The following is a 22,069-nucleotide window of genomic DNA, read 5'->3' on the forward strand; positions in this document are numbered from 1 at the left end:
GACCCAACAACACCCCACACAACCCCACACGGAGCAACGCCAAGCGCCAGAAACCCCAGCACCAGAACGGCAACACCAGGAACCACAACACCAAAGACACCAAGCAGCAGAACAGCACACCCAAGACGCTCCGCCACCTGAACACCACGTCCCCAACCGGCGCGCGCCGGAGCAGTCGGAACTACCAGACGCCCAGACATATCAGCTGACAACAGCCGATCCACGTGCTTCGGCACCGGCTGACTCCAGCACACCTCATCGAAAAAGCAGTACCAAGCACCCGACCGGGCAAAGGGCAACCAAAAGGGGCCAGGCCTACGAGAAAGCCCCCGTCACCTAGTGCGATGCGGGAGGACTGTCCCGGGCCCTGAGTGTCCCGCTCCGGACCTTTTCAGAACGCACTCCACCGGCGTCGGGCTTTCCCCGGCTGCAGATATCCCGCTAGATTCATCAGTAAGATGACTAATTTCGCGAATCACACCCAAGCCACCGCGTACTGGACCACCGCGCGCGGGCACGGCGAACTGCGCTCCGAGGAATTGTCCGCGCCGGGCCCCGACGAAGCCCTGGTCCGGACGCTCTATTCCGGCATCAGCAAGGGCACGGAGATGGTGGTGCACCGCGGCTCGGTGCCTCCCCGGGTGGCCGAAGAGATGCGTGCACCGCACCAGGAGGGGAACTTCCCCGGGCCGGTGAAATTCGGCTACCTGTCGGTGGGAGTGGTGGAGGACGGCCCCGAAGCCTGGCTGGGACAACGGGTTTTCTGCCTGAACCCGCACCAGGACCGTTATGTGGTGCCTATCAGCTCGTTGACCAGGATTCCCGCTGACGTGCCGTCCAGGCGTGCAGTGCTCACGGGAACTGTCGAAACAGCGGTGAACGCACTCTGGGAAGCCGGCCCCCGGCTGGGCGACCGCGTGGCGGTTGTGGGCGCAGGGCTGGTGGGCGGCATGGTGGCTACGCTGTTGCGGACGTTCCCGCTGGGGCGGCTGCAGCTGATCGACGTCGATGCGGACCGCGAGCAGCTCGCCGACGCACTTGGTGTCGACTTCACGCACCCCGATGACGCCCTGGCTGACTGCGACATCGTCTTCCACTGCTCCGCGTCCCAGGAAGGCCTGGAGCGAAGCCTGCAACTGGTTGGTGACGAGGGCGACGTCATTGAAATGTCCTGGTACGCCGACCGGGAAGTCACCTTGCCACTCGGCGAGGATTTCCACGCCAGGCGCCTCTCGATCCGCGCCAGCCAGGTTGGCGTCGTCGCACGGGCGCGCCGCCATCGCCGCACCAACGCGGACCGCTTGGACCTCGCCGTCCAGCTCCTGGCCGATCCCGTCTTCGAAGCTTTCCTCACGGGCTCGTCGCCCTTTGCTGACCTGCCGGACGTGGTCAGGGACCTCGCCAGCGGCGCGAGGAACGCGCTGTGCCACGTCATCGAATACCCCCAAGACCCCGAAGTCCCTTCCAGCCCGCAGAGGTAGCCCATGTTCAACCTGACCGTCCGTCGTCACTTTATGATCGCCCACAGCCTGCCGCGCGAAGCGTTCGGCCCTGCCCAGGGCCTGCACGGCGCCACGTTTGTCGCGGAAGTGTCATTCCGCCGGCGGAGCCTTAACAACGACGCCATAGTCCTGGACATCGGCGCCGCCGGCACGGTCATCGAAGGGGTGCTCGCCGGCCTGAACTACAAGAACCTGGACGAGCACCCCGACTTCCAGGGAAAGCTCAGCACCACGGAGGCGCTGGCGGAATACATCGCCCAAAAAGTTGCAGCGGAAATCAAGGAAACGGACGACGGCGGCCAACTGGAAGGCATCGACGTCACCCTGCGTGAAAATCCCGACGCCTGGGCCACCTTCTCGCTGGACCTCGCCACCTGAAACATGGCCCGCCTCCGCTTCCTGGTGCCGGCAAACATCCGCCACAACTCCGGCGGCAACGCCTACAACGCCCGGCTGGTGACAGGACTGGAATCACTGGGCGCAAAGGTGCAACTACTGGCCATCGAAGGGACCTGGCCGGACGCCTCCGCGAACCAGCGGCGGCGCCTCGGCTCACTCCTCGGCGCCTGGGACCATACCGCTGGCACGGCAGCTGATTCCGGGTGGCACACCACCCCTCCCATCCCGCCAGCAACCATCGTTGACGGGCTGGTGGCCGTCGGCGCACCGGACGAGATGGAATGGGCAGCAAAAGCCGGGCAAAACACGTGGGTCCTGGTCCACATGCCGGTTCCGGCATCGCAGGATCCCGGCCCGCAGGAAAAGGAAGGCCGGGCGCTGCGTGCCGCCACCGGTGTTATCTGCACCAGCGCCACCGCCGCAGCCACGCTTGCAGCCCGCCACAACCTCCGCCGGATCCATACCGCCCGTCCCGGGGTCGCCCCCGCCGCACTCGCCGCAGGCTCCGCGCCGCCGCATATCCTTGCCGTTGCCGCGCTGCTCCCCAACAAAGACCAGCTGCTGGCGGTATCGGCGCTTGCCCGGCTGCAGGACCTCGACTGGACAGCCGCCCTGGTGGGTTCCGACCAGGCCGACCCCGGCTACGCCGTGAAGGTCCGCGCGGCGATAACGGCCAACGGGCTGAACGGACGTGTGCGGGTTCCGGGCGAACTGGCCGGTCAGGAGTTGGCGAATGAGTGGCATGCCGCTGACCTGAGCCTGTTGGTCTCGCGGGCGGAAGCATTCGGCATGGTGGTCACTGAATCGTTGGCCCGCGGCATTCCCGCGGTCGTCCGCCACGGCACGGGGGCAGTCGAGGCGTTGGGGCTTGCGGGGTTGGTGGCGGACGACGGCGGGCCCCGGCTTCCCGGCACAACCGTGGCACTTCCCGAGGCCGGCGCAGACAGTCCGGCCAGGCTAGCGGGGGTTCTCCGGAACTGGCTCACGAAACCCGCAACCCGGACAGAGTGGCGGGACGCGGCCGGCGAAGCCCGGAAAGCCCTGCCTGGCTGGGCGGTGACGGCACAGTCCGTCCTCGATGCCCTCGCCGGCGCCTGACCCGAGCCCCGGCCAGCCCATCCCCAGGCCGGGTGCCCGGGGTCCGGACCGCCCGCACGCCTGGTGCCCGGCCAGCCAACCCCAGGCGTGGCGCCCGGTCAGGACCCGTTCCGGTGTCCCGCAAAAAAATCGCGGAGCAACACCGCGCATTCGTCTTCGCGGACTCCGGGATAAACCTCAACCCAATGATTGAGCCGGCGTTCCCGCAAGACATCGAAGACAGACCCCGCAGCCCCGGCCTTTTCGTCCCACGCCCCGAAGACCACGCGGGGAATCCGCGACAGCACCACCGCACCCGCGCACATGGCGCACGGTTCCAGGGTCACTATAAGGGTGCAGTCCGACAGCCGCCAGCCGTCCCCGGCCAGAGGGCCGGCAGCGGGCGTGCCGGCCACGGGCTTATCGGCCAGAGGCGCACCGGCGCCCGACGCGCCGCCCACGGGCTGGATCCCGCCGCTCCCCGCTGCAGTTTTGCCTTGCTCAGCGCCCTCGTCGCCGCGAGTGGCGGCAAGCTCCCGCAGCCGGGCAGCAGCAGCGCGGATGGCCACCACTTCGGCATGGGCCGTGGGATCGCCCAGTTCCTCGCGCCGGTTGCGGCCGTAGCCCAGCACCGCGCCGTCAGGGCCCACCACCACGGCCCCGATGGGAACATCCCCGGTGTCGAGGGCGCCGCGGGCTTCCGTCAGGGCAAGGCGCATCCATTCGTTGTGATTCATTCCAGCGGAGACCATGGGTCAATGATAGTTTCGACGGATATCCGGAACCCGTGACGCACTTTAGCCGGGAGGCACAATGAGCACCGTCAGAGACCGTGTGGACAAGTGGATCAAGCCATACGCAGCCCTTTGGCTGACCCTGATCATCGGCGGTGCCCTGGTCATCACGCTTGCCCTCCTCGGCGCCGAAGTCTATTCGGACGTGGTGGACGATGAGGGCCTTGCAAGCCTGGACCTGCCGGCACTTGACTACGCCCAAACGCTCCGCAACCCGGAAACCGACGCCTTCGTCACGGGCTTCACCAACGTAGGCGGCGGCATCGGCATGCCGATCCTGGCCAGCATCCTCACCGCGTGGCTGACGTTCCTTAGCCGCACCTGGCGTCCCATCCTTCTCGTTGCCGGCGCTGCAGCCGTGTCCACGCTGGCAACCACCGTAGGCAAAAGGCTGGTGGGCAGGACCCGGCCGGACCACGCCGAAGCCGTTCCGCCGTATGAGGATTCACCCTCGTTCCCCAGCGGCCACACCCTCAACACCACTGTGGTGATCGGTGTGCTCATCTACCTGATGTGCCTGCAGTTCGAACGGCTCTCCGTCCGCATTACCGCTATCGCCGTGGGCGGCGCCTTTATTGTCGCCATGGGCCTGAGCAGGGTCTTCCTGGGCCATCACTGGATGACGGACGTGATGGCAGGCTGGTTCCTGGGCCTGGCGTGGGTGGGCATGGTAATCCTGGCCCACAGGCTGTTCCATCTGACCCGCAGGAAGGCCCACGCCGGACCCGCGCCGACATTTGAGCACCCGGTCCTTCGCGAGGAGTAGAAGTAGCGCAACCCACAGTGCCTTTACGGGCCTGCACGCCCGATCCACCTGTTCGCCGGATGATAGTTTTAGACCCATGCGCACTCTTGTTGTGGACCACCCGCTGGTCGCCCATAAGCTCACCGTCCTGCGGGACAAAAACACCCCGTCGCCGGTGTTCCGGCAACTGACGGAAGAGTTGGTGACGTTGCTGGCTTACGAGGCCACGCGCGAAGTCCGCACCCAGCCCGTCACCATCGAGACTCCCGTCAGCACCACGGTGGGCACCGCCTTCACCAAACCCACACCACTGGTGGTTCCCATCCTGCGCGCGGGGCTGGGAATGCTTGAAGGCATGACCAAGCTCGTCCCCACCGCTGAGGTGGGTTTCCTGGGCATGGCCCGGGACGAGGAGAGCCTGGAAATCATCACCTACGCCGAGCGCCTGCCCGAAGACCTCACCGACCGGCAGATCTTCGTCCTGGACCCCATGCTGGCCACCGGCGGCACACTCCGCGAGGCCATCAAGTTCCTGTTCAAGCGCGGCGCCTCGGACGTCACCTGCATCTGCCTCCTCGCAGCTCCGGAAGGCCTGGCGAAGCTGGAGGAGGAGCTGGGCGAGTCCAATGTGACAATCGTGCTGGCCTCCATTGACGAGCGGCTCAACGAGAAGTCCTACATCGTTCCCGGCCTCGGTGACGCCGGCGACCGACTCTACGGCATCGCAGGCTAACCAGCCACCGGGCCGCGCAAAAACTGCCGGCGCGGTCAGTTGTGGCCGAACCAGGGGCCAGGAACCCTTTCCTGGCCCCGGCACCCGGGCTACCCTGAGCGGATGGACTGGAAACTTGAACTTGTACTGGTGCCCGTCTCCGACGTGGACCGTGCCCGGGATTTTTATGCGAACCAAGTGGGTTTCACCCTTGACCACGATCACCGGGTCAACGAGAACCTGCGCTTCGTCCAGCTGACCCCGCCCGGATCAGGCTGCTCCATCGCCATCGGCGAGGGGCTCTCGGATGCGCCGGCAGGGTCCGCCCCCAACCTGCAGTTGGTGGTTCCTGACATCCAGGAGGCGCACCGGCACCTGAAAGCCAACGGTGTGGATGTCACGGATATCTCGGACCCCGGCTGGGGTGAGTTTGTGTATTTCAAGGACCCGGACGGCAACCAGTGGGCCGTCCAGTGCATGGCTAAACTTCCACCCATGTAGCTGACGGCCTGCCGTGAAAATCCGGACGGGCACGCCAGGAGCCGGGTGACGTGCAAAGCCGGACGGGGCGCTGGGGCACTGAACGGCTAACCGTGCTGCTGGCCAGGGTTCAGGTCCGAGACTGCCTTAGCCACGCGCCTGGCCCGGGTCTCCTCGGTTTTTGCCAGGGCCAGGGGCTCTACCAGGCGCCGCTGGGCGCTGTAGTTCAAGGCGGCGTACGCGTCGGACGCGGTGCTGTCTGCAGCCAGCGCGGCCGCCAGGTCAGCGGGCACCTCCACCACGCGTGGTTCGGTGTCCACCACCACGTCCACCTCAACGGCGTCGCCCGCGCCCGCCCCTGTCAGCTCACGATTGGCTGCGCTCAGGCCGATCAGGTACTGCCCGCCCATAACGGCAATGCTGCTGCGGTAGGACGCCCCGTTCAGCGTCACCACCACCGGCGGCCGTTTTCCGGCCGCCAAGGCGTCCACAATGCTGGCCGGGACTTCGATGCCGGTCTTGTTGCCGGAGCCGGCAATAACGGTGGTGAATTTCATGCCCCTTAGTATGGTGCCCGCGGAAGCGCCGCGTCACCTGCAGGCGACCCGGCGGTCCCGGGGACGGGACCGCCGGGATGGACCCCGCGGGTCCTAGTACCAGTTGTTGGCGAGGTGGAAGTTCAGGGCGGCTGCGGGGGAGCCGTAGCGCTCCTTGATGTAGTTCAGGCCCCAGTTGATCTGGGTGCGGTAGTTGGTGAGGTAATCCGCGCCGGAGCTTGCCATCTTCTCGGCCGGCAGCGACTGGACAATGCCATAGGCGCCGCTGCTCGCGTTGGTGGCCGTAGTTGTCCAGTCGGATTCCTTGGTCCAGAGCGTCAGCAGGCTCTGCATCTGGTCCGCCGACCAGCCGTAGGATGCCAGCTGGCTGGCCGCATAGGCCTGCGCACCGGCAGGGTCATTAACCGCGACGACGGGAGCGGGCTCCGGTGCGGGAGCGGGCTCCGGCGCAGGGGCAGGCTCGGGAACCGGTGCCGGTGCAGGCTCGGGGGCCGGGGCAGGAGCGGCTTCCACGGCGGGCGCCGGTTCCGCAGCAGGAGCAGCCGGAGCGGGCTCGGCGGCCTGGGGTGCAACAGCGATCGGCGCCGCAGATTCGCTCGGCGCAGCCTGGATTTCGCTCTTCTCCAGTCTCAGTGAGGAGCTTGCCTCGGCGGCTTTTGTTTCAGCCGCCACAGGGGAGGTGACGGAGCTGGTGGCTTGGCCGGCGGCACCGACTCCCACCAGCAGGGCGCAGGACGCGGCGAGGATGGCCGTGCGCCGGCCCAGGAAGGCAATGCCGCGCTTTTTGGTGTGGAATGGACTGTCGGCCCCATTTTTCGGGCGCGTTTCTACCGGGAATTCAGACATGATGGATCGCCTCTCACACCTGCGGAGTTAGCTGTCGGGTTCGGATGAGGGCATCCGGCCATCCGGAAAATTCACGAAAATGGCTTAACCCCAAGGGCACGCAGTGCCCGGGACTGTGGGTCCCCCGCCTCTGCCATGGGTCAAGAAGGATCCGGGAAGCGGCAGAGCTAGGCGTCATCCGGACATGCGCCCCGAACGGGAACCGCACCCTTTCGACGGTACAGGAGTCCGAAGCTTAAGTCACATTTAGGTAACGGACATCACGACGGCGGCGTGTCAGGTTGTGGGGGCGGCTGCCGCGAGTGGGAGGGAGATGGTGAATTGCGTTCTGCCCGGCTCGGACGTCACCCAGACCTTCCCGCCGTGCGCCTCGATGATCGACTGGACGATGGAAAGCCCCAGCCCGCTGGTGCCCTCCGCGGCGGCGGCCCCGGCCTGGTCGCCGCTGCCTTTCCTGGCCGCGTCCGCGCGGGCAAAGCGTGAAAAGACCTGGTCCACGAACCCTGCCGGGATCCCGCCGCCGTCGTCCGTCACCGTGACGAACGCCGTGTTGTCGGCCGTACCCACCCCTGCCAGGACGGTGGTTCCGGCCGGCGTGTGCTTCCGGGCGTTCGAGAGCAGGTTCATCAGGACCTGACGGAGCTGGGCTGGATCGCCCGTGACCACCACAGGCTCGTCCGGCAGTTCGAAGCGCCAATTGTGTCCGGGTGCCATCACCTTCTCGTCGCTGACGCTTTCCACCATGAGTTGCGTCAGGTCCACCTCGCTGAGCTTCAGCGGCTGGCCCTCATCCAGCCGCGCCAGCAGCAGCAGGTCTTCCACCAGCGCCGTCATACGCTCGGACTGGCTCTGCACGCGTGCCAGCGAACGGGCACCGTCGGGCGTGAACTGCTCCGTCATGCGCATCAGCTCCGTATAACCACGGATGGCCGTCAGCGGGGTGCGGAGTTCATGCGAGGCGTCAGCCACAAACTGGCGCACCTTGGTTTCGCTTTTCTGCCTCGCCTGCAGCGCGCTGGCCACGTTGTCCAGCATCAGGTTCAGCGCATGCCCCACGCTGCCCACCTCGGTTCCCGGATTGGAGTTCGACGGCGGGACGCGCACCGCGAGTGCCACCTCGCCGGCGTCCAGCGGCAGTTGGGAGACCCTCGTGGCCACTTCCGAGAGTTGTTCCAGCGGTTTCATGGTGCGCCGGATCAGGACGGTGCCGATCAGCCCGACCAGCAGGAGACCGCCCAGGGACACAAAAATGAATGTCCACACCAGCGACGTGAGCGTGCTGTCCTTGACTGCCAGGGGGAGCCCGGTCACCAGGACGTCGCCGAAAGAGGTTTCGACGGCCACCAGCCGGTAGCTGCCGTTGGACAGTTCCCGGTCCACTGGCTTGCCGTCCGTCGCCAGGCCCAGGAGGACAGGCTTGTCGTCAGCCGCGAGGGGGGTGCGGGTGGTGTCTGAGGCGAGGAAACCGCCCGTGTTCACCTGGCCGTTGCGGATGCTGGCGTTGACGGTGCCCACACTCTGGCCCCGTGCGTCCAGTGGGTCCCGGCCGTTGAAGCCGCCCTGCGGCGGGCGGCCGGGATCGTTGGCCCGCTCCGCCGCCTGGCTCAGCTGGGCATCAAGCTGGCGGGTGAGGAAGGCATCCATTGAGGCGTAGCTGACCACTCCCACCGCGCCGCAGATGGCGATCAGCAGGGCCATGGCCAATGCCACCAAGCGCGTCCGCAGATGCCAGGTGGCGGGTCGGAGCACGCTCCGGCGGGGTGCCTCCGGGGCTGGTGTGGTGGCCACGGAACCTACTCTGCAGGCTTGATGACGTAGCCGGCACCGCGCACGGTATGGATCATGGGCGGGTGCACGGCATCAATTTTTTTGCGCAGGTAGGAAATGTAGAGCTCCACGATGTTGGCCTGGCCACCGAAGTCGTAGTCCCACACCCGGTCCAGGATCTGGGCCTTGCTGATGACCCGCTTGGGGTTCTCCATCAGGTAGCGGAGCAGCTCGAACTGGGTGGCGGTCAGCTGCACGTCGTCACCGGCGCGGGTCACTTCCCGGGTATCGATATTCAGGACCAGGTCGCCCACCACCAGTTCGGAGGTATCCATGGCGGCCACCCCGGAACGCTGCACCAGCCTGTGCAGCCGCAGCAGGACCTCCTCCATGCTGAATGGTTTGGTGACGTAATCGTCCCCGCCCGCCGCCAGGCCCACTATCCGGTCCTGGATGGCGTCCTTGGCCGTCAGGAACAGCGCGGGTACCTCCGGGGCGAACGCCCGGATCCGGCCCAGCAACTCGACGCCGTCAAAGCCGGGGAGCATCACATCCAGCACCAGGACGTCCGGGCGGAAGTCCTTGGCCAGCTTCACGGCCTCCGGCCCGTCCGCGGCCACGGCAACAGACCAGCCCGCCATGCGCAGGCCCATGCTCATCAGTTCGGAGAGGCTGGGCTCGTCGTCAACCACCAGGGCCCGGATGGGGGACCCGTCCGGGTGGGACAGCTGGGGGAGGTTGTTGGTCATGGAGTGCGAAGTGGCCATGGGACAACTCTCCGATCGTTCGGTTAAGCCCGGCTTTGGGGTTCCTGTGTCCAGGCTGTGAATCCCAGCCTAGCGACCTGGGTGCCGCTCCGGTTGGAACGTCCGCCGCAGCTGGCGGGAGTCCCGACCGGCTCCAGGGCCTTCGAAGAACGTCCAGGGGCCAGGCTGCAGGGATCTTGCGGGAGCGCACCGGGAACTTTTTCCGGAAAAGCCGGACATCGGCTGGACAGCAGGGTGCGGGAAGGGAGGAATTTTCGTGAATTCGGCTTGGCTGAAGTTCTTAATCCTAAAAGAAGGAATTGCCGAATATTGTTCTCAACAACATGGATTTTCCAGGTGCTGAACGGATAACGAACGTTATTCTTTACACCGGACAGAATCGTGATCTGCAACACAAAAGCGCATTTTGTCTCACCATGCGGACGATGCCGTCCATTGTTACTTGCAAGTTGGCATTGTTACGCGTCACACTTCCAATGTGAACAAGAACTCAACAGCACCTGCAGCCGCAGAATATTGGCCCAGCACACCCGCTGCTGCCGACATGCGCTGTTGTCGAATGTACGCCTGACTTCCCACCCTCCGAAGTTCTTAGGCATTCGCCCCCAGCCCAGCGTCGGGCGTCCCTCCCCAATTCGCAGTGCGGGGAAACCCAGCATTCGAGCCGCCCAGGCGGCCATTCACATTGAGGTAAGCACAACATGACCGTTGCATCCGGATACGTCCACATCTCCGTCCGTAACGCCGCCAAGGCCGGCCAGCCCTCGGGTCTTCGCCCGGGCTTCGGACCCCGCCCCGCGCTGGCTCCCGCAGGCAGCGGAAACACCTTCCCTGCGCAGGGCTACGCCCCCCAGGGATATAACCCCAACTCCTACGGGCAGCTCCGCGCCGTTCCTGCCGAGCCCGCGCCCCTTACGGCCCCCACCCCCGTGATTGCCGGGCCCAACGCCGTCCGCCCTGTGGCGAACGAGAACGTGGCCCGCGGCTTTGTTCTCTACATGGGCATCGATGAGGAAACCGCCGCAGCCGCAGGTACCTCCATCGCCAAGCTCGCCCAGGAAATCCGGGCCTACGCCCAGTCCCTGGTCACCGGCGCCGAAAGCTACGCCGCCGTTGCCGTGGCTCCGGCAGGCACCCCCGGTTCCGCGCTCGACGTCGTCCGTTCCACCTTTGGCGACCCCACCGTCAACGCCCGCCAGCGCACCGAAACCCCGCGTCCCCAGCTTCCCCAGGAACCCCGGCCCTCCGGCGTCCTGATCGACCTGGCCCGCCGCGAGGTGCACCTGGACGGCGAGTCGCTGAACCTGACCTTCAAGGAGTTCGAACTCCTGAACTACCTGGTGGAAAACGGCACCCGCACGGTTGGCCGTGACGAGCTTCTTGAGGGGCTGTGGCGCAACGCCGAGGAAGTGCCCAATGAGCGCACCATCGACGTGCACATCCGCCGCCTCCGCTCCAAGCTGGGACGCCTGGCCAACACGGTGCGCACGGTCCGTGGCCAGGGTTACCGCTTCTACGAGCACCCCGAAGTTGTTGTCTGGGCCGCTCCGGAATACTCGATCTAGCCTTACTAGCGCCCGGAGGCAGATGGCCGCCGCGGTTGGGTGCGGGGCGGGCGATAGGCTTGGGCCATGAGTGAGCATCACGTAAAACGCCTGGTCCTGATGCGCCATGCCAAGGCTGACTGGCCGGGCGGGGTGGCCGACCATGACCGTCCGCTGGAGGAACGGGGGCACCGCGATGCGCCCGCCGCCGGCCGCTGGCTTGTGGACCATAACGTGCTGCCGGATTTCATCCTCTGCTCGAGCGCGCTGCGGACGCGGCAGACCTGCACCTGGGTGTGCTCGGAACTGGGCGATAAGGCGCCCACGCCCAAGCTGGAAGGTGGCTTGTACGCCGCATCCGCGCTGCGGATGCTCTCGGTGGTCAACCAGGTGCCGGATACCGTGACCACCCTGATGCTGATCTCGCACCTGCCCGGTGTCCAGGACCTGGCCATGCACCTGGCGTCGCGTGATTCGGAACATGACGCCTACATGGACGCCGCCACCCGGTACCCCACAAATGCCCTCACGGTGCTGGAGACGGAGAAGACGTGGGCCGAACTGGACGGCCAGGACGCCCGGATCACCAGCTTTACAGTTCCGCGGGCCCGCTGATCTCCCGCAGTATCGCTGCCACGTGCCTGATGCCCGGGCTGGCTGTCATGGTGCGGCGGTAGACGATCCCCACCTGCCGTGCCTGCGCCGGGTTGGTCACCGGCACGGCCACCACCTCCGGCGGCAGCACCCCCCGGCCCAGCCGCGGCACCAGGGCCACCACGGCGCCCTGCTGGACCAGCGCGATGTGCGTGGCAAAATCAGGATCGTAGACCTGGATGTTGGGCACCCGGCCCAGCCCGGTGAAGATCCGCAGCAGGGCTTCGTTGCAGATTGCCCCGTTGGGCGTACTGATCCACCGTTCCCCCACCAGGTGGGCCGGTTCAACCTCGGTCCGGCCGGCCAGCGGGTGGTCCCGATGGACCAAAACATCGGCCACGTCCTCGCACAGCCACTCGAGGGTGAGGTGCTCCGGAATCACCAGGGGCACTGAGTTCCAGTTGTGGACCAGGCCTAAGTCGGCCTCTCCATTGGCCACGCGGGCCACCGCCTCCCGCGGATCCTCGGCCAGGACGCTAACGTCCAGCATGGTGCCGGCCGCAGCCAGGCGGCCCAGGAGGGGGCCCACCAGCCCCCGGCAGGCGGTGGAGAAGGCCACCACCCGGAGCTTGCCCTCGGGTTTTGCGGGATCGGCCAGCAGGGTGGACTGGAGTTCCTCCAGTTCGGCAAGGATCCGCCGGCCGTAGGCGGCCAGCGCTTGACCCCGCTCGGTCAGCAGCACACCGCGGCCCCGCCGTTCCAGGACCGCGAAGCCCGCCTCCTTCTCCAGCTTCTTGACCTGCTGGGAAACGGCCGAGGGGCTGAAGCCGATCGACTCCGAAGCGGCGATCACCGATCCGTGCTGTTCAACGGCTGCAAGGGCACGCAGTGAGCCAATATCGATCATGAAGCAAACGTACATTGTTTTATAAACAATTCAACGCTGGTGCTTCATTCGTCAGTCTGCGACAGTGAGACCATGAATCTCCGTGACACCCTGTTGGCCATAGCAGTCGCCGTCCTGTGGGGCTTGAACTTCGTGGCCATCGACATCGGCCTGCACCCCGCTGGCCAGGAGGTTCCGCCCCTGCTGTTTGTGGCCATCCGGTTTGTCCTGGTGGTGTTCCCCTGCATCTTCTTCATCCGGAAACCGGACGTAAGCTGGGCGGCAATCATCGGTGTCGGACTCTTTATGAGCGCCGGCCAGTTCGGGCTCCTCTACCTCGCCATGGCGCTGGGGATGCCCGCGGGCCTCGCCTCACTGGTCCTGCAGGCGCAGGTCCTGCTGACCATCCTGCTGGCGTCGATGTTCCTGGGTGAACGGCCCAGCCGCCGGCAGGTGGGCGGGGTGGTTCTTGGTGTGGCGGGCCTCGCCGTCGTGGCTACCGGGCGCAGTGCCGTTGCACCGTTGCTGCCCCTGGTGATTGTGCTGGCGGCGGCCCTTTCCTGGGCGGCGGGAAATGTCATTGCCCGGCGGGCCAAGGCGGCATCCGGGCTGGGCCTGGTGGTCTGGTCGGGGGCCGTGGTGCCGCTGCCGCTGGCCGGCCTGTCACTCGTGGTGGACGGCCCCGAAGCGGTGTTCACTACGCTGGGCAACCTGCAGGCACCCACCATCCTGAGCGCGCTCTACACGGCCGTCTTCGCATCGCTGGTGGGATACGGCATCTGGAACCGGCTCCTGGCCAGCCACCCGTCGTCGTCGGTGGTGCCGTTTACGCTGCTGGTGCCAGTGGTGGGGATGAGCGCCGCCTGGCTGGTGCTGGGTGAGGTGCCCTCGGGGCCGGAAGTTGCCGGCGGGCTGCTGCTCCTGGCGGGGGTGGCGACGGCGGTCCTCACCTTCGGGCGGGGCCGGCGCCAGAGCCGGCGCGCAGGCCTGGATCCGTTGACGGTAGACGGGGTTGACGGCGTGGACGGGGTAGGCGCCGCGGGTATGCGCGGGACCGGGGTGCGCTGAGCCGGGGTGCGCTGTGCCGGCGTGTGCTGCGGCGGCGTTTGTGGGTTGGTGTTCCGGCGTTTACTGCGGCGGCGTGCGCTGCGGCGGCGTTTGTTGGGCTGGTGTTCCGGCGCCTACTGCTGCGGCGTGCGTTGGGTTGCTGAGCGTTGGGCGGCTGTGCGTTGCGTTGATGTCCGCTGGGACGCAGTGCGCCCGGCGGCGGCAGCGCGGGCTGCGGCCGCGCGCCGGGCCTGGGCTGGTACGCCGGTACGTGCCCGGCCGGTGGCAGCCCCCCGCTGGGATTTTCCCCCTTGGGAGGTCCCGCGTGGCGTGCTGCGGGTCCGTGTGGTGCCGGTTTGGCCGGGGCGGGGTCGGCCGGCGCGGGTTTGGCCCGGCATGCGCCGTCCGGAGGTTCCCTGCCTGGCCCGGCGGCCAGCCGGCCACGCTGCTCCAAGGACGAGGATGACGAGTGTAGCCGCGGCAGCAGCCCCGGCCCCATAAAAGTAGTCGTCCGGATCGCCGGTGGGCAGCGGGGTCCCAATGAACGAGCGCTGGCCGGCGAAGGCGAGCTCCCAGGTACTCAGGAACGCCAGGCTGAAGCCAATGGCCAGGCTGAAACAGGCGCCCGCTGCCAAGAGGGCAACCCGCCGGCCGCGGACCAGGATCTCGCCAACGGCGGCCAAAAATGCCACTGTGAGGACCCCCAGGAACGCAAAGAACACGGGCAGCGCGAGTGTCATCCCGGTGAGGACCAGCAGGCCCAAGGCCACGATCCCCGTGACTACCGCGAACTTGCCGCTGTTCCCAATGTGGCGCATTGCTCCATCATCCCGCAGGCGCGGGCGCCTTCAGGACGTAGCCGCGCATGATGGCCATGATTGCTGCAACGCTTTGGTCACGGGTGCGCTCCGGGTTGTAGGTCTGCCGGTCCAGTCCCACCACAAAGCAGGCGCCGAAGATCGCCGTTTCCAGGCTGCCGCGCGAAACGGTCGTGTCCACGGGGTAGGTTTTGGCCACGTTCTCCACCGCAGCGCCGATCACCGCCAGTAGTTCACCGCGCAGCACAGCGAACGTTCCCTGCCATTCGCTGGGGATGCGCCAGTTTTCGCTCACCCACAGGCGGGCGAAGGAAGGGTAGTCGGACATAAAGTCCATGGCCGCACCGATCATCCATTCCATGGCAAGCAACGGATCCTGGGTGCCGGCGGGAACAGGCTGAGCGGGATCCTGGGTGCCGGCGGGATCCTGCGTGCCGGAGGTGTCGGGATCCTGCGTGCCAGCGGTGGCGGGATCCTGCGTGCCGGCTGGGTCCTGGGCGCCGGCGGGAACGGCGGGGGCAGGTCCCTCCAGCCGGGCCTTGAGGATGTCCACACCGTGCCGCAACAGTTGGGCAATCAGCTCGGATTTGCTGCCGAAGTTGTAATAGACGGTGCCCTTGGAAACGCCCGAGGCCGCAGCGATCTCATCAACAGTCACACCGGCGGCCCCGCGCTCGCCGATCAGCTCCATGGAAGCGTCGAAGATTTTCTGCCGGGTGGCGCCGGTGCGTGCGGGCCGCAGGGCTTTGGCAGGCTCAGGGGTTCCGATGCTCATACGGCGATCTCCGGCTTGAGGCTTTTCAGCGTCCAGTATTTGTTTTTGCGTACTGCCAGGGTGGACAGGGCTGCCCCCAGGAGGGTGTAGCCCAGCAGCCCCAGCACGGTGGGGATGATCATGGACAGGTCGGCGCCGTAGATCAGGTGCCGCATGCCGGTGACCACATATCCCATGGGCAGGATTTCATGGACCACGTGGAGGGGCTGCGGCGTGGTCTGCCACGGGAACGTGCCGCCGGAGGACACCAGCTGCAGTACCAGCAGGATCAGCACCACCAGCTTGCCGGGGGAACCCAGCAGGGCCACCACACCCTGGATGAGCGCGCTGAAGGCCATGGCGGCCGCCAGCAGGAAGAGCCACATCAGGAACGGGTGGGCCGGGTTCAGTCCCAGCGCCAGGTCCACCACCAGCGTCAGCAGGGTGGCCTGGACCACCGATACCGCCAGGAACGGCAGCCAGCCGCCCACCGCAATCTTCCACGACGGCGCGTTGGAGGCCAGCGCACGCTGGGTGATGGGCCGCATCGCCTGGACCAGCATAAAGATTCCGATCCACATGGCGAGGGTGAGGAAGAAGGGTGCCAGCCCCGCCCCGTACGAGCCTGCCTTCGCCTGCGAGACGTTGCTGACGGACACTGGATCGGCGATCACGCGGGAGAGGTTGCTCTTTTGTGTGTCGTCGGGGTTGGGTACCTGGCCCGCGCCCTTGCCGATTTCGTCTGCCAGGGTCCTGGACCCGTCCGCGGCTGTGCCGGCACCCGCGGCAAGCTGGGCGGCGCCGTCGTCGAGCTTTCCGGCTCCGGCCACCAGGGAACCTGTGCCGTCCACGGCGGTCTGTTCGCCGGTGGCCAGGGTGGCGGCGCCGGTGTGCAGCTGGTCCGCACCACCTGAAGCCTGCACAATGGCGTCCTTCAGGGCGGGGGTAGCGGCAGCCAGCTGGGATGCGCCGACGCTGACAGCTTCTGCGCCGTCCGCCAGCTGCTGGATCTGGGCGGCGTCGGTCTGCAGCTTCGTTTTGGCCGTGGTGACCGGGTTGGACGCGGCCACTGCGTCGAAGTCGGCAAGAATGCTGTCTGCCTGCTCCTTCGTGATCACGCCTGCGTCCATCAGCCGGGTGTTGGATGCCACCACCCGGTCCCGGAGGCCTTTGTCCGCGGCCTCCAGTTGTGCGGCAACGTCCTGGACCTTGGTGTTGAGCTGCGCGTTTCCAGCCGCGACCTGCGCCGCACCGTCCGCCAGCGTCTTTGAATCGGTGGGGAGCATGGACGTTTTGTCCCTAAGAAGGGACAGCCCGCTGCTCAGGGAGCCGGCACCCTCCGTCAGCTGGTTGGCACCGTCGCGGAGCTTCACCTGCCCCGCGTAGAGTTCGTTGGCTCCGCTGTTCAGGGCAGTTGTTCCATCATGCAGGGTAGCGGTTCCGTCCCGAAGGGTGGCTACACCATCGGCCAGTTGCCCCGCGCCGTCAGCGGCCTTGAGCATCTGGGTGTGGATGGTGCCAAAGCCCGTGAGCAGCTGGTTGGCAGTCTCTTCGCCCACCTCCGTGGCCACGGTGCTGTGCACCGCGGTGGTCAGCTTGTCCACGATGGTGCTCAGGAGGTAATTGTTGGCGTCGTTGGTGGTGACATTGAGCATGGCCTGGCTGGCGGAGTCGAAGCTGCCCGGCGAGACCAGGTTGGCGGAAAAGTCCTGCGGAATTTTCAGCGCAAAGGCGTAGTCGCCGTTGCTGACGCCCTGATCCGCCTCCTGCGTGCTTGCCACGGGGATCCAGTGGAAGACGTTGCCGTCCACCAGGCTGTCGGCCACTTTTTCGCCGGCGGCCAGGGTGCTGCCGTCGGCTGCGGTGGCGCCGGTATCCTCCACCACCAGGGCGGCGTCCAGGTGGTCCAGGTTGCCGTACGGATCCCAGTTGGCGTAGAGGTACACCGCGCCGTACAGCAGCGGGACCATTGTCAGGGCAAGAATGGTCAGCTTGGGCAGCAGCCCACCGGTCATGCGCTTGAGTTCGGAGCGGGCCAGCCGCAGCACTGTCACTTGGCAACCTCAGTTTCGGTTTCGGCTATTTGTCTGGCCGGCACTCTTGGCTCCGGCTCCGGCTCCGGCTGCGTTGTGGTGGCCGGCGCCGGCTGAGCAGGGGTGGGTTCCGCCGGCTGTGGCTCCACTGCGCCGGAGCGCACGGCCACGGAACCCGGCGTGGTGGGCTCTGGTACGGCAGTTTCCGGCCCGTCATTTTCCTGCCCGGGCACAGCGTTGCCGATTTCCGCGACAGCCCCCGACCACAACGCCGGGACGGCACTGACGGTGGCGACGACGGCGAGCTGCCGGCCGCCGTCGGCCGCCAACTGCATCAGCCGCGGCAGCCAGTCCTGGGGATCCGCGCTGTGCCGGTCCGGGGAATCCACCACCACAAGGTCCGTGTGCGGGTTCGCCAGGGCAAGCGCCGTCAACAGTTCGAGGCGCCGCTTCGGGCCCAGTTGCTCGGTCCAGAGGTCCGCGATGTCCTCGAAGCTGTGGACCTTGAGCCAGGGTTTGCTGAGCAGCGCCCCACGGTAGCGGCGGGGGATGAGTGCCAGGTCCTCGGTCACCAGGTCGCGGACACTGAGGTGCCGCTCGGGCTCGTTGACGTCCACCGCGTCCACCAGCGCACTGGCCTGCCGAAGCACTTTGATGCGCGGATTGGCGTCCCAGGTGATGGTTCCCCCGCCTGGCTTCATCCGGCCGCTGAGGGCAAGGGCCAGCGCGGTCCGCTGGTCCTGCCGGGCGCCGGTGACCAGAAGGAGCCCGCCGCGCCGCACCGAGAGTGAGGTGGCGGGGACTAGCGGGTCCCGGCGTCCGGGGACGTGAAGCTGGTGTGCTGAGAGCAAGGAAGGCCTTTCAGGGGATACGTCTGTATCCAGCCTAACCGAACTGACTGGTCAGTTCAAATAGCTACGCCTCGTGCTTAGAGCCCGTATTTCTCCAGAAGCCGCAGCCACACCTCGCTGATGGTGGGGTAGGAGGGGACGGCGTGCCACAGCCGGTCCAGCGGAACCTCACCCACAATGGCGATCGTGGCCGCGTGCAAAAGCTCCGCCACGTCGGGTCCGGCGAAGGTGGCGCCCAGGAGCACCTTGCGGTCCTCGTCGATCACCAGCTGGGCCCATCCCTCATAGTGCTCGGAGTGCAGGGATGAGCCGGCCACCTCGATGGGCAACTCCACCGAGGAGGCGTTGCAGCCGTCCTTCCTCGCGGTGTCCAGGGTGCGCCCCACCATTGCCAGCTCAGGGTCGGTGAACACCACACTCGGCACGGCGTGCTGGTTGGCGGTCTGGGCGTACCGGCTCCAATCGGGGGCTGCGCCTTTGAGGGTTCCGTTGGCCCGGGCGCTGATGGCGTCCCCCGTGGCCCGGGCCCCGTATTTGCCCTGGTGGGTGAAGAGGTTCCTGCCGGCGGCATCGCCCACGGCATACAGCCACGGCTCGTCGCCAGGTGCGCCTGCCACCAGGCCGGTATTGTCTGTGGCCAGGTTGAAGCGGCCGTTGCTGTCCGGGCCCAGGCCAACACTTTCCAGGCCGAGGCCCTCGAGGGCCGGGTGCCGCCCGGTGGAGACCAGGACCTTATCCGCCGTTACGGTGGTGCCGTCGCCCAGCGCCAGGCTGAACGTCCCGTGGTCGTTCTCCTTAATGCTGTTGGTGGCGGTGTGCAGCCGGAGCTCCACGCCGTCTGCCCGCAGGCCTGCGGCCACAAGGTCGGCGGCTTCGGTGGGGAAGCTGCCCAGCAGGCTGCTCCTCGCTACAAGGGTTACGGCCGCGCCAAGGCGGGCAAAAGCCTGTGCCAGTTCGACGCCGGCAACGCCGCCACCCAGGACGGCCAGGGACGCCGGGATTTCGCTGGCAGATGTGGCCTCCCGGGTACCCCAGACCTGGAGGTCCTCCAACCCATCGATGGGAGGCATGGTGGGCATCGAGCCGCTGGCCAGGACCACTGCGTGGCGCGCCAGCAGCCGGTGCTGCACGCCGTCCAGCCCGGCCACCTCCACCTGTTTGGGTGCGCTCAACCATGCGTGGCCGCGCACCAGCTCGATGCCGGTGTCCTTGACCCAGTCAACCTGGCTGTCGTCCTGCCAGTTGGACGTGAAATAGTCCCGCCGCTTCAGCACCGCGGCGGCATCGAGGGGTTTAGTCACCGATTCCTTGGCGCCGGGGGTGGTCTGCGCTCCATGCAGGGCGGTTCCCGGGCGGAGCAGCGCCTTGGAGGGCATGCAGGCCCAGTAGGAACACTCGCCGCCCACCAGTTCGGCCTCCACCAGCACCACGGAGAGCCCGCCCTGGACCACCCGGCCCGCCACATTCTCACCAACGGCGCCAGCGCCGATCACCACTACATCAAATTCGCGCTCAACGGCCTCGGGCATCATGGGAAAAGCCTACGCCGGGCAACGTGTGAAGAAGCGCTTGGCAGACCCGGGGCCGGCGGTACGGCGGATGCAGGGTCCGGTCGCAAAACCAGCACCGGCACACAAAAAAGGTCCGCACCGGCGAACCGGTGCGGACCTTGTTGGTGCGCCCAAAGGGATTCGAACCCCTGACCTTCTGTTCCGTAGACAGACGCTCTATCCAGCTGAGCTATGGGCGCATTCCGTGTCCCGGGAGAAGAACCGCACTCCCTGAACCTCGAATTACTTTACGCGAGGGTTGGCCGTGTGCCAAATCGAAACGCCTGTAATCTGCACAACTAGACCGGTCTACGTGACCTTGATCACTTAAGTCACGCTTTCGGGCGAAATATTCCGCGTATTTCCGCGGTTTCCCCATTCCGGCCCCCGGCGGCCCCTGAAAAGACCCCAAAAACACGAGTGGTCCGGACCATAGCATTTAGCACACACCGATGAACCCCAGGAAGGGATCCGATATGAGCGATCTGGCGCACAAGCCGCTGCTTGAGAATGCACCCACCACCCATGCCGGCCTGCTGGCTTGGGTTGAAGAGGTTGCCGAGCTCACGCAGCCGGACCGTATCTACTGGGTGGACGGCTCTGAAGCTGAAAACACCCGCCTCACCGATGAGCTCGTGGCAGCCGGAACGCTCACCCGGCTGAACCAGGACACCTTCCCGAACTCCTTCGCGGCGTTCTCCGACCCGGCAGACGTTGCCCGGGTCGAGGAGCAGACCTTCATCTGCTCGGAAAACAAGCGCGATGCAGGCTTCACCAATAACTGGATGGAACCGGCCAGCATGAAGGAGAAGCTGCGCGCCTTGTTCGCCGGCTCCATGCGCGGCCGCACCATGTACGTCATCCCGTTTGTGATGGGCCACCTTGACGCCGAGGACCCCAAGTTCGGCGTGGAAATCACCGACAGCGCCTACGTTGTCGCCTCGATGCGGATCATGGCCCGGATCGGCACGGACGTCCTGGACCGGATCACCGAGACCAACGCGTTCTACGTCCCCGCCCTGCATTCGCTGGGTGCCCCGCTGGAAGCCGGCCAGGCGGATGTGCCTTGGCCCTGCAACCCGGATAAGTGGATTGTGCACTTCCCGGAAGAGCGGTCCATCTGGTCCTTCGGCTCGGGCTACGGCGGAAACGCCCTGCTGGGCAAAAAGTGCTACGCCCTGCGGATCGCGTCCGTGATGGCCCGCGACGAAGGCTGGCTGGCCGAGCACATGCTCATCCTCAAGCTCACCTCGCCGGAACAGAAGACGTACTACGTCTCCGCTGCCTTCCCGTCCGCCTGCGGCAAGACCAACCTCGCGCTGCTCGACCCCACCATCGATGGCTGGAAGGTCGAAACCCTGGGTGACGACATCACCTGGATGCGTTTTGGCAAGGAAGGCGAGCTGCGCGCCGTCAACCCCGAGGCAGGCCTCTTCGGCGTGGCTCCGGGGACCGGCTGGGGCACCAACCCCAACGCCATGCGCGCCATCGCCAAGGGCAACAGCATCTTCACCAACGTGGCGCTGACCGACGACGGCGGCGTGTGGTGGGAGGGCATGACGGAGGAAGTGCCGGCGCACCTCACCGACTGGCAGGGCAACTCCTGGACGCCTGATTCCGACGCCCCGGCCGCGCACCCGAACTCCCGTTTCTGCACCCCGATCGACCAGATCGACATGCTTGCCGAGGAGTACAACAGCCCCGACGGCGTGGAGCTTTCCGCGATCCTCTTCGGCGGCCGCCGCAAGACCACCATCCCCCTGGTGACCGAGGCCCGCAGCTGGTCCAACGGCATCTTCATGGGTTCCACCCTGTCCTCGGAAACCACTGCCGCGGCAGCCGGCGCGGTGGGTGTGGTCCGCCGCGACCCCATGGCCATGCTGCCCTTCATCGGCTACGACGCCGGCGACTACCTGAACCACTGGGTCAACCTGTCCGCCAAGGGCAACCCCGAGCGCCTGCCCAGGATCTTCCTGGTCAACTGGTTCCGCCGGAACGCCGAGGGTGGTTTCGCCTGGCCCGGCTTCGGCGACAACGCCCGGGTACTCAAGTGGGCCATCGAGCGCCTCGAAGGCAAGGCTGACGCCGTGGAGACCCCCATCGGGTTTGTGCCCACCGGCGACGCGATCGACCTCAAGGGCCTGGACATGACCCCGGCGGAGGTCGAGGACGCCGTCCGCGTGGATCCCGCCGAATGGGCCACCGAGCTCGCATCGATCGAGGAGTGGTACGCCAACTTCGGCGGCTCGCTCCCGGACGCACTCCAGTCGGAACTCGCCGGGCTGAAGGAACGCCTCGGCTGATTCTTACGCGTACGACGGCGGCCCCGCACCTTTTTCCGAAAAG

Annotated in this window: 22 protein-coding genes, 1 tRNA gene and 1 riboswitch; of the genes, 11 read left to right on the forward strand and 12 right to left on the reverse strand. The window is 66.6% G+C overall.

Annotated elements, in window-relative coordinates:
• From ACU18_RS20240 to ACU18_RS12785, 4 genes are all read left to right on the forward strand, one after another.
• Positions 1-209 (forward strand): hypothetical protein (locus tag ACU18_RS20240; protein ID WP_231686073.1); only part of this gene is annotated, 209 nt, incomplete at its 5' end.
• Between the two features lie 249 nt (positions 210-458).
• Complete coding sequence (locus ACU18_RS12775; protein WP_050686086.1) at positions 459-1,481, forward strand: zinc-dependent alcohol dehydrogenase; 1,023 nt, start codon at positions 459-461, stop codon at positions 1,479-1,481.
• Between the two features lie 3 nt (positions 1,482-1,484).
• Positions 1,485-1,880 (forward strand): 6-pyruvoyl trahydropterin synthase family protein, encoded by a 396-nt coding sequence (locus tag ACU18_RS12780; protein WP_050686088.1) that lies wholly within the window; start codon positions 1,485-1,487, stop codon positions 1,878-1,880.
• Between the two features lie 3 nt (positions 1,881-1,883).
• The gene (locus ACU18_RS12785; RefSeq protein WP_082178315.1) at positions 1,884-2,999 is read left to right on the forward strand and encodes a glycosyltransferase family 4 protein; all 1,116 of its coding nucleotides are present in this window, start codon (positions 1,884-1,886) and stop codon (positions 2,997-2,999) included.
• A gap of 98 nt (positions 3,000-3,097) precedes the next feature.
• On the opposite strand, the gene ACU18_RS12790 is transcribed toward ACU18_RS12785, so the two are convergent.
• Complete coding sequence (locus ACU18_RS12790) at positions 3,098-3,730, reverse strand: nucleoside deaminase (protein WP_050686089.1); 633 nt, start codon at positions 3,728-3,730, stop codon at positions 3,098-3,100.
• 61 nt (positions 3,731-3,791) lie between these two features.
• On the opposite strand from ACU18_RS12790, the gene ACU18_RS12795 reads away from it, so the two are divergent.
• The 3 genes from ACU18_RS12795 to ACU18_RS12805 all read left to right on the forward strand — a co-directional run bounded on the left by ACU18_RS12795 (position 3,792) and on the right by ACU18_RS12805 (position 5,730).
• Positions 3,792-4,538, forward strand: a complete 747-nt coding sequence (locus ACU18_RS12795) for a phosphatase PAP2 family protein (RefSeq protein WP_050686091.1) — start codon at positions 3,792-3,794, stop codon at positions 4,536-4,538.
• Between the two features lie 76 nt (positions 4,539-4,614).
• Positions 4,615-5,250: a uracil phosphoribosyltransferase gene (gene upp, locus ACU18_RS12800; protein WP_050686092.1), complete on the forward strand. Its 636-nt coding sequence runs from the start codon at positions 4,615-4,617 to the stop codon at positions 5,248-5,250.
• Between the two features lie 102 nt (positions 5,251-5,352).
• The gene (locus ACU18_RS12805) at positions 5,353-5,730 is read left to right on the forward strand and encodes a glyoxalase superfamily protein (RefSeq protein WP_050686093.1); all 378 of its coding nucleotides are present in this window, start codon (positions 5,353-5,355) and stop codon (positions 5,728-5,730) included.
• 86 nt (positions 5,731-5,816) lie between these two features.
• Here ACU18_RS12805 and ACU18_RS12810 read toward each other — a convergent pair whose 3' ends face one another.
• The 4 genes from ACU18_RS12810 to ACU18_RS12825 form a co-directional block, all read right to left on the reverse strand.
• On the reverse strand, positions 5,817-6,266 hold the full coding sequence (locus ACU18_RS12810) for a YdeI/OmpD-associated family protein (protein ID WP_050686094.1): 450 nt from the start codon (positions 6,264-6,266) through the stop codon (positions 5,817-5,819).
• A 93-nt stretch (positions 6,267-6,359) separates the two neighbouring features.
• Complete coding sequence (locus ACU18_RS12815; protein WP_050686095.1) at positions 6,360-7,112, reverse strand: hypothetical protein; 753 nt, start codon at positions 7,110-7,112, stop codon at positions 6,360-6,362.
• A 5-nt stretch (positions 7,113-7,117) separates the two neighbouring features.
• Positions 7,118-7,269, reverse strand: a riboswitch (cyclic di-AMP (ydaO/yuaA leader).
• Positions 7,270-7,388: 119 nt separating this feature from the next.
• Positions 7,389-8,900: a sensor histidine kinase gene (locus tag ACU18_RS12820; RefSeq protein WP_050686096.1), complete on the reverse strand. Its 1,512-nt coding sequence runs from the start codon at positions 8,898-8,900 to the stop codon at positions 7,389-7,391.
• 5 nt (positions 8,901-8,905) lie between these two features.
• A complete protein-coding gene (locus ACU18_RS12825; RefSeq protein ID WP_050686098.1) occupies positions 8,906-9,646 on the reverse strand; it encodes a response regulator transcription factor in 741 nt (246 codons plus the stop codon).
• A gap of 701 nt (positions 9,647-10,347) precedes the next feature.
• On the opposite strand from ACU18_RS12825, the gene ACU18_RS12830 reads away from it, so the two are divergent.
• Together ACU18_RS12830 and ACU18_RS12835 are read left to right on the forward strand one after the other, a co-directional pair.
• The gene (locus tag ACU18_RS12830; protein WP_050686100.1) at positions 10,348-11,211 is read left to right on the forward strand and encodes a winged helix-turn-helix domain-containing protein; all 864 of its coding nucleotides are present in this window, start codon (positions 10,348-10,350) and stop codon (positions 11,209-11,211) included.
• A gap of 66 nt (positions 11,212-11,277) precedes the next feature.
• Complete coding sequence (locus ACU18_RS12835; RefSeq protein ID WP_050686102.1) at positions 11,278-11,805, forward strand: SixA phosphatase family protein; 528 nt, start codon at positions 11,278-11,280, stop codon at positions 11,803-11,805.
• Here ACU18_RS12835 and ACU18_RS12840 read toward each other — a convergent pair.
• Positions 11,783-12,691 (reverse strand): LysR family transcriptional regulator, encoded by a 909-nt coding sequence (locus ACU18_RS12840; protein ID WP_050686164.1) that lies wholly within the window; start codon positions 12,689-12,691, stop codon positions 11,783-11,785. The two genes, ACU18_RS12835 and ACU18_RS12840, sit on opposite strands and share 23 nt — an antisense overlap.
• 72 nt (positions 12,692-12,763) lie before the next feature.
• Between ACU18_RS12840 and ACU18_RS12845 the strand changes: the two genes are divergently transcribed.
• On the forward strand, positions 12,764-13,738 hold the full coding sequence (locus ACU18_RS12845) for an EamA family transporter (RefSeq protein ID WP_197273576.1): 975 nt from the start codon (positions 12,764-12,766) through the stop codon (positions 13,736-13,738).
• 113 nt (positions 13,739-13,851) lie between these two features.
• Here ACU18_RS12845 and ACU18_RS12850 read toward each other — a convergent pair whose 3' ends face one another.
• From ACU18_RS12850 to ACU18_RS12875, 6 genes are all read right to left on the reverse strand, one after another.
• Positions 13,852-14,535 (reverse strand): hypothetical protein, encoded by a 684-nt coding sequence (locus tag ACU18_RS12850; RefSeq protein WP_231686074.1) that lies wholly within the window; start codon positions 14,533-14,535, stop codon positions 13,852-13,854.
• Between the two features lie 7 nt (positions 14,536-14,542).
• Positions 14,543-15,310, reverse strand: a complete 768-nt coding sequence (locus ACU18_RS12855) for a TetR/AcrR family transcriptional regulator (protein WP_050686104.1) — start codon at positions 15,308-15,310, stop codon at positions 14,543-14,545.
• Positions 15,307-17,343 carry a YhgE/Pip family protein gene (locus ACU18_RS12860; protein WP_050686106.1) on the reverse strand — a complete coding sequence of 679 codons (2,037 nt, stop codon included), beginning with the start codon at positions 17,341-17,343 and terminating at the stop codon, positions 15,307-15,309. The genes ACU18_RS12855 and ACU18_RS12860 overlap by 4 nt, the downstream gene beginning before the upstream one ends.
• On the reverse strand, positions 17,340-18,173 hold the full coding sequence (locus ACU18_RS12865; protein ID WP_082178318.1) for an ABC transporter ATP-binding protein: 834 nt from the start codon (positions 18,171-18,173) through the stop codon (positions 17,340-17,342). The genes ACU18_RS12860 and ACU18_RS12865 overlap by 4 nt, the downstream gene beginning before the upstream one ends.
• 77 nt (positions 18,174-18,250) lie before the next feature.
• Positions 18,251-19,705, reverse strand: coding sequence for a dihydrolipoyl dehydrogenase family protein (locus tag ACU18_RS12870; RefSeq protein WP_050686109.1), 1,455 nt, complete (start codon positions 19,703-19,705; stop codon positions 18,251-18,253).
• A gap of 141 nt (positions 19,706-19,846) precedes the next feature.
• Positions 19,847-19,923: transfer RNA gene (locus ACU18_RS12875), tRNA-Arg, on the reverse strand.
• Between the two features lie 276 nt (positions 19,924-20,199).
• Here ACU18_RS12875 and ACU18_RS12880 point away from each other — a divergent pair.
• The gene (locus ACU18_RS12880) at positions 20,200-22,026 is read left to right on the forward strand and encodes a phosphoenolpyruvate carboxykinase (GTP) (RefSeq protein WP_050686110.1); all 1,827 of its coding nucleotides are present in this window, start codon (positions 20,200-20,202) and stop codon (positions 22,024-22,026) included.
• Positions 22,027-22,069 lie beyond the last annotated feature (43 nt).

This window comes from Arthrobacter sp. ZBG10 (genome assembly GCF_001238605.1).
Classification (GTDB): Bacteria; Actinomycetota; Actinomycetes; order Actinomycetales; family Micrococcaceae; genus Arthrobacter.

Excerpts from the sequence above, each read along its gene's own strand:
- ACU18_RS12775 (WP_050686086.1), top strand. The coding sequence starts at position 459 with ATGACTAATTTCGCGAATCACACCCAAGCCACCGCGTACTGGACCACC.
- ACU18_RS12780 (WP_050686088.1), top strand. The coding sequence starts at position 1,485 with ATGTTCAACCTGACCGTCCGTCGTCACTTTATGATCGCCCACAGCCTG.
- ACU18_RS12785 (WP_082178315.1), top strand. The coding sequence starts at position 1,884 with ATGGCCCGCCTCCGCTTCCTGGTGCCGGCAAACATCCGCCACAACTCC.
- ACU18_RS12790 (WP_050686089.1), bottom strand. The coding sequence starts at position 3,730 with ATGGTCTCCGCTGGAATGAATCACAACGAATGGATGCGCCTTGCCCTG.
- ACU18_RS12795 (WP_050686091.1), top strand. The coding sequence starts at position 3,792 with ATGAGCACCGTCAGAGACCGTGTGGACAAGTGGATCAAGCCATACGCA.
- upp (WP_050686092.1), top strand. The coding sequence starts at position 4,615 with ATGCGCACTCTTGTTGTGGACCACCCGCTGGTCGCCCATAAGCTCACC.
- ACU18_RS12805 (WP_050686093.1), top strand. The coding sequence starts at position 5,353 with ATGGACTGGAAACTTGAACTTGTACTGGTGCCCGTCTCCGACGTGGAC.
- ACU18_RS12810 (WP_050686094.1), bottom strand. The coding sequence starts at position 6,266 with ATGAAATTCACCACCGTTATTGCCGGCTCCGGCAACAAGACCGGCATC.
- ACU18_RS12815 (WP_050686095.1), bottom strand. The coding sequence starts at position 7,112 with ATGTCTGAATTCCCGGTAGAAACGCGCCCGAAAAATGGGGCCGACAGT.
- ACU18_RS12825 (WP_050686098.1), bottom strand. The coding sequence starts at position 9,646 with ATGGCCACTTCGCACTCCATGACCAACAACCTCCCCCAGCTGTCCCAC.
- ACU18_RS12830 (WP_050686100.1), top strand. The coding sequence starts at position 10,348 with ATGACCGTTGCATCCGGATACGTCCACATCTCCGTCCGTAACGCCGCC.
- ACU18_RS12835 (WP_050686102.1), top strand. The coding sequence starts at position 11,278 with ATGAGTGAGCATCACGTAAAACGCCTGGTCCTGATGCGCCATGCCAAG.
- ACU18_RS12840 (WP_050686164.1), bottom strand. The coding sequence starts at position 12,691 with ATGATCGATATTGGCTCACTGCGTGCCCTTGCAGCCGTTGAACAGCAC.
- ACU18_RS12845 (WP_197273576.1), top strand. The coding sequence starts at position 12,764 with ATGAATCTCCGTGACACCCTGTTGGCCATAGCAGTCGCCGTCCTGTGG.
- ACU18_RS12850 (WP_231686074.1), bottom strand. The coding sequence starts at position 14,535 with ATGCGCCACATTGGGAACAGCGGCAAGTTCGCGGTAGTCACGGGGATC.
- ACU18_RS12855 (WP_050686104.1), bottom strand. The coding sequence starts at position 15,310 with ATGAGCATCGGAACCCCTGAGCCTGCCAAAGCCCTGCGGCCCGCACGC.
- ACU18_RS12870 (WP_050686109.1), bottom strand. The coding sequence starts at position 19,705 with ATGATGCCCGAGGCCGTTGAGCGCGAATTTGATGTAGTGGTGATCGGC.
- ACU18_RS12880 (WP_050686110.1), top strand. The coding sequence starts at position 20,200 with ATGAGCGATCTGGCGCACAAGCCGCTGCTTGAGAATGCACCCACCACC.